At 36.3% G+C, this 13,930-nt stretch carries 16 protein-coding genes; 13 read left to right on the plus strand and 3 right to left on the minus strand.

Features of this window, described 5'->3' with window-relative positions:
• Positions 1-11: 11 nt before the first annotated feature.
• Positions 12-248 (plus strand): Asp-tRNA(Asn) amidotransferase subunit GatC, encoded by a 237-nt coding sequence (gene gatC, locus MHHB_RS00745; protein WP_131006708.1) that lies wholly within the window; start codon positions 12-14, stop codon positions 246-248.
• A gap of 176 nt (positions 249-424) precedes the next feature.
• Here gatC and MHHB_RS00750 read toward each other — a convergent pair whose 3' ends face one another.
• From MHHB_RS00750 to rsmA, 3 genes are all read right to left on the minus strand, one after another.
• Positions 425-1,087, minus strand: coding sequence for a selenouridine synthase SelU-like subunit (locus MHHB_RS00750; protein WP_131006709.1), 663 nt, complete (start codon positions 1,085-1,087; stop codon positions 425-427).
• Positions 1,069-1,743, minus strand: coding sequence for a selenouridine synthase SelU-like subunit (locus tag MHHB_RS00755; RefSeq protein ID WP_131006710.1), 675 nt, complete (start codon positions 1,741-1,743; stop codon positions 1,069-1,071). Before MHHB_RS00755 ends, MHHB_RS00750 begins: the two co-directional genes overlap by 19 nt.
• Before the next feature lie 217 nt (positions 1,744-1,960).
• The gene (gene rsmA, locus MHHB_RS00760) at positions 1,961-2,758 is read right to left on the minus strand and encodes a 16S rRNA (adenine(1518)-N(6)/adenine(1519)-N(6))-dimethyltransferase RsmA (RefSeq protein ID WP_131006711.1); all 798 of its coding nucleotides are present in this window, start codon (positions 2,756-2,758) and stop codon (positions 1,961-1,963) included.
• A gap of 334 nt (positions 2,759-3,092) precedes the next feature.
• Between rsmA and argC the strand changes: the two genes are divergently transcribed.
• The 12 genes from argC to MHHB_RS00820 all read left to right on the plus strand — a co-directional run bounded on the left by argC (position 3,093) and on the right by MHHB_RS00820 (position 13,806).
• Positions 3,093-4,118: an N-acetyl-gamma-glutamyl-phosphate reductase gene (gene argC, locus MHHB_RS00765; RefSeq protein ID WP_131006712.1), complete on the plus strand. Its 1,026-nt coding sequence runs from the start codon at positions 3,093-3,095 to the stop codon at positions 4,116-4,118.
• 79 nt (positions 4,119-4,197) lie between these two features.
• Positions 4,198-5,295: a Ni-sirohydrochlorin a,c-diamide reductive cyclase catalytic subunit gene (cfbD, locus tag MHHB_RS00770; protein ID WP_131006713.1), complete on the plus strand. Its 1,098-nt coding sequence runs from the start codon at positions 4,198-4,200 to the stop codon at positions 5,293-5,295.
• An 89-nt stretch (positions 5,296-5,384) separates the two neighbouring features.
• Positions 5,385-5,606: a hypothetical protein gene (locus MHHB_RS00775; RefSeq protein ID WP_192893785.1), complete on the plus strand. Its 222-nt coding sequence runs from the start codon at positions 5,385-5,387 to the stop codon at positions 5,604-5,606.
• A 110-nt stretch (positions 5,607-5,716) separates the two neighbouring features.
• Positions 5,717-6,721, plus strand: coding sequence for a flippase-like domain-containing protein (locus MHHB_RS00780; RefSeq protein ID WP_131006714.1), 1,005 nt, complete (start codon positions 5,717-5,719; stop codon positions 6,719-6,721).
• Positions 6,718-7,143 (plus strand): DUF2120 family protein, encoded by a 426-nt coding sequence (locus tag MHHB_RS00785; protein ID WP_131006715.1) that lies wholly within the window; start codon positions 6,718-6,720, stop codon positions 7,141-7,143. The genes MHHB_RS00780 and MHHB_RS00785 overlap by 4 nt, the downstream gene beginning before the upstream one ends.
• 286 nt (positions 7,144-7,429) lie before the next feature.
• Positions 7,430-8,158 carry a helix-turn-helix domain-containing protein gene (locus MHHB_RS00790; RefSeq protein WP_131006716.1) on the plus strand — a complete coding sequence of 243 codons (729 nt, stop codon included), beginning with the start codon at positions 7,430-7,432 and terminating at the stop codon, positions 8,156-8,158.
• 8 nt (positions 8,159-8,166) lie between these two features.
• Complete coding sequence (locus MHHB_RS00795) at positions 8,167-9,213, plus strand: hydroxymethylglutaryl-CoA synthase (RefSeq protein ID WP_131006717.1); 1,047 nt, start codon at positions 8,167-8,169, stop codon at positions 9,211-9,213.
• 9 nt (positions 9,214-9,222) lie between these two features.
• Positions 9,223-10,404, plus strand: coding sequence for a thiolase domain-containing protein (locus MHHB_RS00800; RefSeq protein ID WP_131006718.1), 1,182 nt, complete (start codon positions 9,223-9,225; stop codon positions 10,402-10,404).
• 8 nt (positions 10,405-10,412) lie between these two features.
• Positions 10,413-10,586 carry a CooT family nickel-binding protein gene (locus MHHB_RS00805; RefSeq protein WP_131006719.1) on the plus strand — a complete coding sequence of 58 codons (174 nt, stop codon included), beginning with the start codon at positions 10,413-10,415 and terminating at the stop codon, positions 10,584-10,586.
• 13 nt (positions 10,587-10,599) lie between these two features.
• A complete protein-coding gene (locus MHHB_RS00810) occupies positions 10,600-10,992 on the plus strand; it encodes a Zn-ribbon domain-containing OB-fold protein (protein WP_131006720.1) in 393 nt (130 codons plus the stop codon).
• Between the two features lie 374 nt (positions 10,993-11,366).
• The gene (locus MHHB_RS00815; protein ID WP_229701893.1) at positions 11,367-12,239 is read left to right on the plus strand and encodes a YkgJ family cysteine cluster protein; all 873 of its coding nucleotides are present in this window, start codon (positions 11,367-11,369) and stop codon (positions 12,237-12,239) included.
• Positions 12,240-12,558: 319 nt separating this feature from the next.
• A complete protein-coding gene (locus MHHB_RS00820; RefSeq protein WP_131006722.1) occupies positions 12,559-13,806 on the plus strand; it encodes an LL-diaminopimelate aminotransferase in 1,248 nt (415 codons plus the stop codon).
• Positions 13,807-13,930: the final 124 nt, after the last annotated feature.

Genomic DNA, 13,930 nt, shown 5'->3' on the forward strand with positions numbered 1-13,930 from the left:
TAAGGGATAAGATGGTAGATAGGGAGAAGGTGGAGAAGGAGGCAGAAGAGATCGTAAGGAGGTTTTCCGAAGTTCTTGAGAGGTACAGTTTCGAGGAAGTGGAAGAGTACTACATACTTGAGTGTAAAAACGTCCTGAGGATGGATGCTGAACCCTCAGTAGATCCATCTTTCAGAGAAGATGTTCTCAAGATAGCCCCAAAAACAAGAGATGGTTACATCGTCGTTGAGAAGAGCAAGTGGGAATAAACAGAAACATTTTTATTTTAGTACTGTGATTATTAAAGAGAAAATTTTAAAAAATAGAGGAGCGTGATAGCATAAAAAGAAGTTCAAGGAGATGGAAAAAGAAAGGTAGGATGAGATGGAGACACTATAAGAAGAGATTAAGAAGAAGGAAGAGAGAAAGAAGGAACAAGAAATAATTAATTGGTCTCTAACTTATATCCCTTAAATCCTCCAATAAGTCTCCTAACCTTGTAACCAGCTAACTTAAGGATTGTGGCCATTATCTGACTTCTTAACCCACCCCTTGCACAGAAGATTACAATAGTTTTATTTCTATCTAACTTTTTTATCTCCCCAAATATTCTCTTTAGATTTTTCTCTACGATGTCAAGTGCCAGATCTATGGCCTTCTCTTTTCCCTCTTTTTTGTAGATTTTCCCTATGGTTTCATATTCTTCATCTAAGAAAAGGGGTATATTTATAGCGTTAGGTATAGTACATCTTTTATACTCTCTAGGACTTCTAATATCTATTACTATTACATCCCTCTTATCCATTCTCATAAACTCATCTAAGGTAATAACATCCTCTACCAATTCGCCACCTATATTCTCCAAGAAATTTTTTATATCTATTCTCTCGAAGTAGATGCTGTATTCCCCATATTTCTTTACACCGAAACCTTCGCCTTCAAGAAACTCCTTAGAAGATCTCAGTATGAAGGATGCCAAATCTCCACTTAATTTTCCAGCAAGTATTTTACTACCGTCTGTTATCATCTTTCTCCCTGTGTTTAGCACTATGGCTAAAACTACATTCCTCCTGAAGGTTATCAGTCTTGCTAAGATCTCCTCTTCCATGATATCCCATGATACCTTAACTTTTCTTCTATAAATTCCTCTATCTTTTTTACAGACTCCTCTACATCTCTGTTATATACTACCAGATCTGGCTCTATCTTCTTGATACTTCTTATATAGTGAGATCTATACAACTCTTTTTCAATTAACTCTGCAGCCTCGTAATACCTATCATCCTTAATTTTCTCCATTATTTTATCTATCTTCTTTATAATATCTGGGTTTTTGAAACTTCTTCTCAATATAAAGATCCTCTCCAGTAGAAGTTTTTTCTCTTCTTCGTTCTTAGGTTTATACCAGGATACTAACTTTTCTATCTGATACTTATATGGACAGTCTATAAGGATCTTGTATGTGTAGTTTTTAACATCTGCCAGTAATTCAGGTATTTTCAACTTCTTTATCCCTCCTATCTTCCTACCTTCGTACTCTACAATAAAGTATCCTGCCTTCTGACCCTCTTTGATCTTCTCATAGATCTCCCTGTCAAACTCCTCCTGACTTGCCATATTTAGATGGTAGAGATCTCCCAGAATACTACCTCTTGTTCTAGCTATACTTTCTATATTTATTACAGGGTGGTTTCTCTCCAACTTTTGAAGTATCTCGGTTTTTCCACAGCCAGTTTTTCCAAACAATCCAAAAATAACTACCATAAAACATCACTATAAAAGGTGAATAAATAACTATATAATCGTCAGATTAAACCTAATATATCATAACGAAATATATAACAGTTAAGAGAAAGAAACATTCTTATTTCTATTCACGTTGAAGTTGTTAATCCTCTCTCACTTCATCCACCTGTCGGGGTATGTAGGAACAAATTAAGTCTTGAAAGGGCATTGGCTGATATTATCTCTTCGTTTTAGGTTACTTTTTAATCTTTTTATAGAGCAAATTACTTAACCTAACAATATCTTCAACCCCTAATTTAAATACTCGTTCTTTCATGTTGAAGTCTAAACTATCTATTATCCCCTTCAGCTCCTTCTCTTCTAAATCTATTTCATGTGCCGAATCAAGTAATGCTCTCTTTACAGTTTTGTTCTTATGTTGAAATAGAGCTCTAAGTAAATTTTCAAAGAACTGAGAGTCCTCCAAAGGAAGGATATCTTCAGGTTTCTTTTTTGTGATCTTCACAACTGCAGAGTACACCTTAGGTCTTGGAAAGAAAGCCTGGGGGGGCACCTTACATACAAACTCCACATCTGCGTAGTATTGTATAGCTACACTTAATCTTCCATAATCCCCAGTACCCTTTTTAGCCATCATCCTCTTAGCAAATTCATACTGATACATAAGAACAGCCACGTCAAAGTCATACCTTAGAAGTTTAAAAGTTATAGGAGAAGATATCTGATAGGGCAAATTTGCCACAACCTTGTTAAAATCTAAGGTATTAAAATCTACTTTCAGAGCATCTCCCCATACAACCTCGACATTCTCGTACTTAGAGGTTATCTCCCTTGCAAAGGGCCCTAACCTTCTATCTAGCTCGATGACATACACCTTTTTAGATCTCTCCGCTAACTCCCTTGTCAATATTCCCTTTCCAAGTCCTATCTCTAGTACCCTATCCTCCCTATTTACCTGGGCAGCATCTACAACCTTTTTTACTATATTTATATCCCTTAAAAAACACTGTCCTAACTTCTTACTGTATTTCATGATATCACAGGGTGTGTTGTCAGATGCTATATAACTCTTATATACAAGTCATAAAAATAATAATAATTTAATAAAGTTAGAGTAAAAAAATAGTTATAAATAAAAGAGAAAAAACTATTAAAAATTATCAGAGGTCTCACTATAGTTTCCAATACATAATGTAGTTCGGAGATGGGATTTAGTTTTATTTTTCACTGTATTTTTTTATTTTTTATTATTTTTTTGTTTTAATTTTGTTTATGGCTATAATTATTTTTATAAACTATATTATTATATTATTCTAAAACTGAGGGAACAGGTCTTTGAAATATTATAAATATAAATAGGTGATACCATGGTAGAAGTGTCTATCATAGGGGGGTCTGGATATACAGGGGGAGAACTGTTGAGGATTCTCTCCAACCATCCAAAAGTAGAGATAAGGTATGTAACCTCCAGAAAGTTAGATGGAGTACCTGTAACTAAGATACACAAAAACTTAAAGGGCATGGAACCTTTAGAGAATTTAACATTTAAAAACATCCCCCCTGAAGATATAGATTCAGATATTGTATTCTGTGCCACACCCCATGGAGTATCTATGAAGATAGTGCCAACTCTCTATGAAAAGGACGTAAGAATTATAGATCTCAGTGGAGATTATAGATTTGAGGATATAGAGATTTATGAAAAGTGGTATGGTATAAAACATACGGGAAAACTTGATGCAGTATACGGTCTACCTGAAATCCACCGGGAATCTATAAAGAGGGCTAAACTTGTTGCGAACCCCGGATGTTTCCCAACAGGAGCTATTCTACTCTTGACACCCCTGGTTAAAGAAGATATTGTTGAGGAGAATATCGTTATAGATTCAAAGACTGGAGTAAGCGGAGCGGGGATATCTCCTACAGACACCACTCACTTTCCTAACATAAATGAGAATGTCATACCTTACAAAATTACCTCCCACAGACATACACCAGAGATAGAGAAGGAGTTGAAAAAGTTATCAAATAGAGATATAAAGGTATTTTTCACACCCCATTTAGTACCTATTACAAGGGGTATACTTACAACGGCTCATGTGTTCTTGCGTGAAGAGATAGATAAAGAAGGGCTAATAGAAATATACAGAAAGTTCTACAGGAGAGATCCCTTTATAAGGATATTTGAAGAGGATATACCATCTCTAACTGGGGTTAGAGGTACTAACTTCTGTGATATTGCCATCGAGGTGGATAAAAATAGAAGGGCGGTTTTAGTCTCCGCAATCGACAACCTGGTAAAGGGAGCCAGTGGGCAGGGAGTACAGAATATGAATATAATGATGGGATTTGATGAAAGAGAAGGTTTGTGGTTTGGGGGTTTAGCTCCTTAAAATTTTTTATTGGATTTTATCTTAATATTTAATGGAAAATTTAGGTTTAAATCTGATCATAACTAAGATAGGGGGAATAATGATACTACATCTCAGGCCTTCACCAATAGCTGCATCCATGTATCAGTTAAGGGACGTAGGAGCAGATGCTATAATACTTCATGGTCCAAGTGGATGTTCCTTCAGAACTGCCAGGCTGTTGGAGTTAGATGGTGTTAGAGTATTTACAACTGGAATGGATGAAAACGACTTCATATTTGGAGGTAGTGAGAAGTTAGATTATACTGTAAAATATGTTATAGATTATCTCAAGAGGAATAATAAAAAGAAGAAGTATATCATAGGTATAGTTGGTACCTGTCCCAGTATGATAATCGGAGAGGATCTACACCTACCCTGTAAGAAGTACTCTGATGACAGTGTTATCATTGTCCCAGTGGAAGTGCACAGTGGAATGGGAGATAACACTATAGGAGCTATAAAAGCTATGGAGGCCTGCCTACGTGCAGGTTTGATAGATGAGAAGGAGTTTGAAAGACAGAAGTATATCTTACAAAAGGCTACAGAGGTGGAGAGAAAGAGAGGGATGGCTAAGAATAAATACTTAAAACCTACTAATGAAGACGATCTGGAGAAAGTTATAGAGGTTTTTAAAAATTTAAAAAAAGGTGTAAGAGTACTCTGTGTACTAAATGCCAAAAAGGAGACTGGATACCTCTTTGCCCATCCTTTAATAGAGATCAATAGATATATGGAGAGGAGAGGGATAGAGGTAATAAACATAGCTAACTTAGATCCAAATGTAGGTCTTAAAAAGATAAGGGAAGACGCCAAGAATATACTTAGAGAGTACAGGAAAAGGAAGATAAATATAGATTACATTACAGGGGGTTTAGATGAGTATCCTATAACTGGAGAAAAGGTTGTAGATATAGTGAAGAAAGTTGGAGGAGATTTAGTGGTAGTCTCTGGAGTACCTCATGCTGTGCCGATTGAGGAAGTAAGTAAAGGTAGAATAACTGTAGGTATAAGCGATGGACCTAGACTGTATTACCCGATAAAAGAAATGTATCACTACAGTATAATTGAGTTAGATGCACATGCAAAGGTATTAGGTAGGAGAACTTTAGTGAAGTCGAGATTCGGGGAGGTACTAAGATTTATCTCAAATGATTAGTAAATTTTTAATTATTATACATTAATCAATTATAAATTACAATAATTAGAATAAAAATTGTTACTAAAAAGAATTCTTTTTATGAAAATGTGGATTTATTAAAAGTATGTCCTAACTCAGGGTTTGAGAATTTCAAGGCTTTTAAAGATGGAAGATTCTATGTGTCAAAACCAGATTTATGTATGGAGACAAAGGATCCTGTAGGATACATGAGAGATTACGCTAAGATGATACATCCTGAGCTGTTCCCCGATGGGGATAATAATTTAAAGTATTTTGAAAAAATTGTAGTAAATTTTCATCTACAATAGATCTTCTTAATCAAATATCTTCTTTCCAGTGCTCAGAAGAGGCTTATATATAATTTATTATTTTTGATTTTTATTTAAAATATTTAAAATATATATAAAATCGGGATAGAATGAATCTAAGGAAAAAGATAGTAACTTCTCTCCTTTACCTCTTAGGGTTGGTTATTATTCTCGTTATAATACTCCACGTTGGAATCTCAAAAGTTGCCTCTGTACTGCTGTCTATAAATCCTTATATATTTTTATTAGGAGTACTTCTCTATTTCTTAGGGTGCTTTATTCTTACCTTAAGATGGAAGGTTATTCTATCTATAAGCAATTATAAGGTATCTCTTAAGAATCTCTTCCTACTGATTATGATGGGACAGTTTATAAACAATGTAACTCCCTCAATGAGAGGTGGAAGTGAGCCCTTTAGAGCATACTATCTTTCAAAGTTGGAACACATCCCAAAGTCTATATCCTTCTCCAGTGTAATAGTTGAAAGGATTTTAGACACTGTTGCTTTTTTAATACTTTCTCTCCTTGTGATTCTTTACTTTATGATAGAGGGAATTCCCCTTGTAGAAGAACTTGTATTGGTGTGGTTACTAATAAGTATACTCATGGCACTTAGTATATACATCATAATGCATAGATCCCTTCCCTACAGAGTGGCGTCGAAGTTGATTGGTTTAATATCTTCTATATCCTCTAAAAGTATACCTGAAAGGGAGATACATAGGTCTATAGAAGATCTACAGCAGAATATACTTTTTCTCCACAACAACAGAAAAAGAATGATACTACCATTTATCCTTACTTTCCTCTGGTGGTTCCTCGATATATTCAAAAATTACATACTCTTTTTGTCTATCGGTTATAGAGTATCTCCTATAGCACTGTCTTCAACCTACTTAGTCTCCCTACTTGTAGGTATCCTTCCTACACTGCCAGGTAGTCTCGGAGTATCTGATGCTGTATCTATAACTCTCTACTCCTACTTTGGAATTCCCCACTCTATTTCCACTGCAGTTACCCTCTTAGATAGGGTAGTATCTTACATAATACCTACAATATTGGGATTTGTTGCATACTATTTAATAAAAAGGATGACGAATAAGGTGAAACAGTGATTATAAGGGTTATTACTGGGAAAATTATGAAATCCTTAGAAGCTTTTAAGGGGTCAAAACCCCTATATGACAGGGACGGTCTTTTAATTGTCAGAGGTATCTGTAGGGATAGAAGGTTTGAGGAGTACAACTCAATTAGAGATTATTTAGAAGATAAATTAAAGGAGAACGGTTTTGAGATTGTAAATGACAGAGAAGATATAGAGTTGTTTGTAGATAAGATAGATAAAAAATTGAGAGGTAACAATAACTCTATATATCCCGATGCTTTTGGTTTCGAGAGATTAAAAAGATCTTTTGAGGAAATGGGATGTCTCTGTGATTACGTTATAGGTAGAAAAGGAGATATCATAGTGGGAATAAGTATGTGGTATGATAAAGTGAAGAAGGAACCTAAATTTGTAGAAGTAATATGTTGTTAAAAAATGATAATTCAAATACTATTAATATAGCAACCATCGAGATCTCAATATCCTAAATAAAAATAATAATTATTAAGATAATAATTATTAAGGAAATAGACAGAGATAGGATTTGTAGTAGGAGAGTCGAGAAGTGTAGGGAGTTCTGTTAACTTTTATTATTTTTTTATTTTTACTTTTTAACAATAATCGTTAGTCTTCCTAAATATCAATAAATCGACAAATGTCTAAATAAAATTTATTCTAAATCGAAACTTTTATATAATTAATGAAAAAATCATAAACTATGGATAAAATAAAGAGGCATATCATAGGAGATATCGCACTATCTGATAATATTGGGAAAGGTCTAAAGAAGTGGAGGGAGATATTTAACATCCCCCAGATAGAAGTTGCCAAGTACCTTATGGTATCTCCTTCTGTTGTAAGTGACTACGAGGCTGGTAGGAGGAAGAACCCAGGTATCAACATTATAAAGAGATACGTTGACGCTCTAGTGGATATAGACAAGAGGAGGGGAGGAGGTACTATAAGGGCTCTCCAGAGGATACTTAATCCATCTTCCATGGAACCTATCCTTCAGATAAAGGAGTATAAAAGTCCAGTTAGGATCTCGGAATTCCTGGAAGTAATAGAAGGGGAACTCCCAAATTATCCCAATAACGAAGAGGTCCAAAATTACCGTAGGGAGATGGAAGAGAAGTTAAATAATTACATATTTGGTCATACAGTTGTAGATAGTGTAAAGGCTATATTGGAGATGAGTGGACAGGATTTTCTAAACCTCTACGGTTGGACAACTGAGAGGACTCTGATATTCACAAATGTATCTACAGGTAGGAGTCCTATGGTTGCCATAAGGGTAAGTTCTATAAAACCTAGGTTAGTGGTTTTTCAGGGGGTATCTTACTTGGATAAACTGGCATTGAAATTGGCGGAGATAGAAGGTATTCCACTGATCGTTACTAAACTTTCGGTGGATGAGTTGTTGGAGAGGTTAAATAAGATAAATTAGGTGATCCGATGAAGGTTGGTATTATAGGTTATGGAAGTTATATTCCCAAATACAGAATAAAGGTGGAAGAGATTGCAAAGGTCTGGGGAAAGGATCCAGAACCTATAAAGAAGGGTCTCATAGTTTATGAGAAGAGTGTACCAGGGCCAGATGAGGATACTGCTACTATAAGTGTTGAGGCTGGAAAGAACGCCCTTAAAAGGGCAGGTATAGATCCCAGGGATATTGGAGCAATCTATATCGGTAGTGAGAGTCATCCCTATGCAGTAAAACCTACTTCTACCATAGTTGCGGAGGCTCTAGGTGTTACACCAGATCTAACATGTGCAGATCTAGAGTTTGCATGTAAAGCTGGAACTGCAGGTATTCAGATATGTATAGGGCTTGTTGGAAGTGGGATGATAAAGTACGGAATGGCAATTGGGGCAGATACTGCCCAGGGAGCACCTGGTGATGCCCTTGAATACACAGCTGCGGCGGGAGGAGCCTGTTATATAATAGGGAGTAAGAAAAAGGAGATAATTGGGGAGATAAACGGTACCTACTCCTTTACAACAGATACTCCAGATTTTTGGAGAAGGGAAGGAAAACCCTATCCAAAACATGGTGGTAGATTCACAGGAGAACTAGCCTACTTCAGACATGTGATAAATGCTGCAAAAGGTATAATGGAGAGGATGGGCACAACTCCAAAAGATTATGACTACTGTGTATTCCATCAACCTAATGGTAAGTTTTACATAAGGGTCGCCAAGTACTTAGGGTTTAAAGAGGAACAATACAGAGACGGATTACTTACACCTTACTTAGGAAACACCTACTCTGGTGCTGTACCCTTAGGTCTATCCAACATCCTGGACAGTGGGAAAGAGGGAGATAGGATACTTGCAGTATCCTATGGAAGTGGGGCTGGAAGTGATGCCTTCGATATTATACTTACCGATAGGATAGAGGAGGTAAAGGATAAGGCACCTAAAACCATAGACCTACTTAATAGAAAGAAGTACATAGATTACTCTATATATCTCAAGTACAGGAGAGGTATAAAGGTATAAAGGGATAGTATGAGGGATGTAGTAATAATAGGATACGGCCAGACAAAATTTGGAGAGCTCTGGGAATCCTCCTTTAGAGATATAATAGTTGAGGCAGGAGTTAAGGCTATTGAAGACGCCAACATAGATGGTAAGGATCTAGATGCCATCTACGTTGGAAACATGAGTGGAGGTCTCTTCGTAGGGCAGGAACATATATCTTCCCTTATTGCAGATTATGCAGGTTTAACGCCCCTTCCCTGTACAAGGGTTGAGGCAGCCTGTGCTTCTGGAAGTTTAGCCCTTAGGAGTGCATACCTCTCTGTGGCAAGTGGGCACCATGATGTTGTACTTGTAGGGGGAGTTGAAAAGATGACGGATATTACAGACGCCACTTCTGCAATAGCAGCAGCTGCAGACCAGGAGTGGGAGGCATTTTTCGGTGCAACTTTTCCTTCCCTATACGCCATGATGGCGAGGAGATACATGTACGAGTACGGTCTCACCATGGAAGAGTTATCCATGTGGAGCGTTATAGCCCACGACCATGGATCTAGAAATCCCTATGCCCAGTTTAGGTTTAAAACCACATTGGAGCAGGTTATAAATGCACCTCCTGTTGCAGAGCCTTTAACACTTATGCACTGTTCCCCAGTATCAGATGGTGCTGCAGCTCTTATAGTATGTGATGTAGAGAAAGCTAAGGAGTTCGTCTCCAAGGACGATATGATATATATAATAGCCTCCACTCAGGCTTCAGATACCATCTCTCTCCACAGCAGGGAGAGTATAACAACCCTCAAGGCTGCAAAGGTGGCGTCAGAGAAGGCTTATAAGATGGCGGGGATCACTCCAGAGGTAGTAGATGTTGCAGAAGTTCATGACTGCTTCGCTATAAACGGGTTGATACTACTAGAAGATCTAGGCTTCTGTAAGAAGGGAGAGGCTGGGAAGATCGTTGCCGAGGAGAAGGTAAGGGTAGATTGTGAGGATTTCGTTACAGTTAATCCCAGTGGAGGTTTAAAGGCGGCAGGACATGCCCTTGGGGCAACAGGTATAAGACAGGTTGGAGAAATATACTGGCAGTTGAAGGAAGATAAGAACTGTAAGGATAGGCAAGCTATTATAAAACATGGTTATGGAATAACTGCAAATGTTGGAGGAACTGGAGGAACTGTATGTGTCCATATACTCTCTAACAGTAGAAAATAGGTGAAAAGATGTGCAACCTTAATCTCTATTTAAATGACCAGTTGGTTATGGAGGATGTTATGCTTGTGGAGAAGAGGGGTGATAAAATTGTCGCCACAGATCTCTTTGGGGAAAGTAAGGAGTTTCAGGGAGAGATCGTTAAGATAGACCTAAACAACAACAGGATACTGATAAGAGGTTAATACTGGTGATACCTTGGTAGTGAGAAGTTGGAGACATATAAAGGAGAGATACTGCCTCATTGGAACTAAATGTAAAACCTGTGGTAGGATATTCTTTCCATCTAGAAATATATGTCCCTACTGTAGGAGGAAGGGAGAATTAGAGGAGTACAAACTCAGTGGAAGGGGAAAGGTATATACTTACTCTGTAGTGCATGTTCCACCTAAGGACTTCGAGAGGATGGCACCTTATGTAATAGCTATTGTAGAATTAGAAGAAGGCCCAAGAATAACTGCCCAGATAGACTGCAAACCAGATGAAGTATATATTGGCATGCCTGTAGAGGTTGTATTTAGGAGAATAAAAGAGGATGGAGAAGATGGAATAATTCATTACGGGTATAAGTTTAAGCCCGTGGAAGGTTAAAACAAAAATTTTTCTGATACAACTGTTAAAAAATTTTCTATGTTTTATGATATTTTCTATAACTTTTCTAGAAATAAAAGCCCTGTTTTAATCTTATAGGCAATAATTATCATTATTCTTAATTAATCATGAATAAATGATCATTTAAATAAAAAAATAAAAAAATTAAAAAGAATGATCTTCTGATATATCTTAATACAACTTTTAATACTACAAATTTATAACCATAATTCTTTAACCCACTGGAGAAAATAGAATTATTTTCGTTATTTATTTAATTGTTATTTATTTTAATAATCCATATATCACAAGAACTCCTAAAGGTGGTCCCCACGAAATGGGAGATTACCTTCGAAGGGATCACTTACAGATGTGTGAAATGTGGATACTGCTGTAGTTGTAAAAATTGGAGAATATATCTTCCATACTTCGACTATATAAAATTGAGGGAGTATTACTCAAAGTATATAGAAGATAGTAAAATACTCCACTTTAATAAGAGGTTGAAGATCGGTAAAAGAGGGTGCATCCTATTAACCGATGATAACCTCTGTAGGATCCAGATAGAAAAGGGATACTCCTACAAACCTACAATGTGTAAACTCTTTCCCTTCAGTTTTAGAGTAAAATGGAATGGAGATTTTCTACTTATCATTAAACATTACTGTAAGGGTATAATGTTAGGGGAGTGTAGTAGAGAGGTAATCAACTACGCTATAGAGTGTTGTGAGGAGTTATACCTGGATCAGCTGGAGAGAATAAGACTTATGGGAATGGAAACTTCTACACGGTGTAAGTTAGATGAAAGGGAGTATATCACCTGGGAAGAGAGGGAAGAGTTTGGAAGGTATATATTTAGTAGTCCTAACTTGGATGAACTCTGTAGAAGATGTATGGAGATAGTGGATCTAAACGTATCCAAGGATATTATATATATTAAGAGAAATATAGAAAGGAACGTTACTAAGAGATATAACAATTGCAACTACCACTATTTTATTAACAGTGGCGTAAAATACACCCCTAAAAGGAAGAAATATGTAGAGACTAATAGGTTTGGATTTATAGAAAAGGAAATTATAAGATATTTAGGAGAATTAAATAAGAGGGAAATTTTTAGGAAATTATCCTTTAAAGAGGAATTATATAGATTAGTTATGATAGGCAAAAAACTTAGTAGGTATAGAAATATTTTTGAAGGGGAAGGGGTAATTGATCACGATCTTACAATAAATGGATCTCTATAAAGTATATCCATATTGCAGTTGAGACTAAACTGAGAAATAATTATTTTTGAAATCTTCAATAAAGTGGTATAAGTATGTTCTATAATTCGTTTTTTTATTTTATGTTTTCCCTTCCATGTATTTTCCATAGATATGCCATGGTTTTTATATAATAGGCTATATTAGTATATATATATCAGTTTTATGGGTTTTTATAATTTTTTATTAACATATTTATTGGATTTCGACATAATGAAGTTTCTTAATTTTCCAAGATAAGTATAGTATATATAGATTATATATAAGATTATTAGTGTAGTAGCATACATAGGGTGATACAGTGGAGAGTTATATTCAAAACCTATTCGCAGAGAGGATTGGTGGAAAGAATTTTGGTAAAGAAGAGGTAATCTATAAATTCGAAAAGATAAAGAGGGCTAAATTAGAGGCTATGAGAAAGTATCCAGATGTAGAGTTAATTGATATGGGTGTAGGGGAACCAGATGAGATGGCAGATCCTAGAGTTATAGAGGTGCTCTGTAGGGAGGCTAAGAAGTATGAAAATAGAGGTTATGCAGATAACGGGATACAGGAGTTGAAGGATGCCGTCCCAGAGTATATGGAGAAGGTGTATGGTGTAAAGGGTATAGATCCTGTAAATGAAGTTATCCACTCCATAGGTTCAAAATCTGCCCTAGCTTATATAGCTGCTGTATTTATAAATCCAGGGGATATCACTCTTACAACTGTACCAGGTTATCCAATAACTGCCACCCATACAAGATGGTACGGCGGTAAGGTATACAACCTCCCACTCTTAGAGGAGAATAATTTTCTACCTGATCTAGAGAGTATTCCAGATGATGTAAGGAGGAAGGCGAAGATACTCTATTTAAACTATCCAAATAATCCAACAGGCGCCCAGGCAACTGTGGAGTTCTACAGGGAGGTTGTAGATTTTGCACAGGATAATAACATCATAGTGGTGCAGGACGCAGCTTACGGTCCTCTAACGTATGGTAGTGAGCCTCTCTCTTTCTTATCCATAGAAGGGGCAAAGGAGGTAGGAGTGGAGATACATAGTTTCTCAAAGGCATTCAATATGACAGGTTGGAGATTGGCATTTCTCGTAGGAAACGAGTTGATTATAAAGGGTTTTGCAACTGTGAAGGATAACTTTGACAGTGGACAGTTTATTCCTATCCAAAAGGCAGGTATATACTGTCTAAAGCATCCTGAGATCACAGAAAGGATAAGGAAGAAATACGAGAGACGACTTAGAAAGATGGTAAGGATATTTAGAGAATTAGGATTTGACGCCAAGATGCCTGGAGGAACCTTCTATCTCTATCTGAAGGCACCTAAAGGTACCAGGGATGGTAAAGTATTTAGAAACGCTGAGGAATTCTCCGAGTATCTTATAAGGGAGAAACTTATATCTACCGTGCCATGGGATGATGCAGGGAGCTATATAAGGGTAGCAGCCTGTTTCCCTGCTTTTAAAGATGGTAAAGTATCTGAAGAAGAAGAGGATAGGATACTTGAGGAAGTAAAGAACAGACTTTCAGACGTGGAGTTTATATTTTAAGAAATTAAAAAATAATTATAAAAATAATTATTAAAATTAAAAACAATAACTTAAAACAATAATTAAAAGAAATAAATAATAAAGAATAACAGAAAAAAGATACAAAAAACCTATTGAGAAAAGA

This window comes from Methanofervidicoccus abyssi (assembly GCF_004310395.1).
Taxonomy (GTDB): domain Archaea; phylum AGJL01; class Methanococci; order Methanococcales; family Methanococcaceae; genus Methanofervidicoccus; species Methanofervidicoccus abyssi.

Bases quoted from the DNA above. Each gene is read 5' to 3' on its own strand.
- MHHB_RS00750 (WP_131006709.1), bottom strand. From the start codon at position 1,087: ATGGAAGAGGAGATCTTAGCAAGACTGATAACCTTCAGGAGGAATGTA.
- MHHB_RS00755 (WP_131006710.1), bottom strand. From the start codon at position 1,743: ATGGTAGTTATTTTTGGATTGTTTGGAAAAACTGGCTGTGGAAAAACC.
- rsmA (WP_131006711.1), bottom strand. From the start codon at position 2,758: ATGAAATACAGTAAGAAGTTAGGACAGTGTTTTTTAAGGGATATAAAT.
- MHHB_RS00805 (WP_131006719.1), top strand. From the start codon at position 10,413: ATGTGCAACCTTAATCTCTATTTAAATGACCAGTTGGTTATGGAGGAT.
- MHHB_RS00790 (WP_131006716.1), top strand. From the start codon at position 7,430: ATGGATAAAATAAAGAGGCATATCATAGGAGATATCGCACTATCTGAT.
- MHHB_RS00795 (WP_131006717.1), top strand. From the start codon at position 8,167: ATGAAGGTTGGTATTATAGGTTATGGAAGTTATATTCCCAAATACAGA.
- cfbD (WP_131006713.1), top strand. From the start codon at position 4,198: ATGATACTACATCTCAGGCCTTCACCAATAGCTGCATCCATGTATCAG.
- gatC (WP_131006708.1), top strand. From the start codon at position 12: ATGGTAGATAGGGAGAAGGTGGAGAAGGAGGCAGAAGAGATCGTAAGG.
- MHHB_RS00800 (WP_131006718.1), top strand. From the start codon at position 9,223: ATGAGGGATGTAGTAATAATAGGATACGGCCAGACAAAATTTGGAGAG.
- argC (WP_131006712.1), top strand. From the start codon at position 3,093: ATGGTAGAAGTGTCTATCATAGGGGGGTCTGGATATACAGGGGGAGAA.
- MHHB_RS00780 (WP_131006714.1), top strand. From the start codon at position 5,717: ATGAATCTAAGGAAAAAGATAGTAACTTCTCTCCTTTACCTCTTAGGG.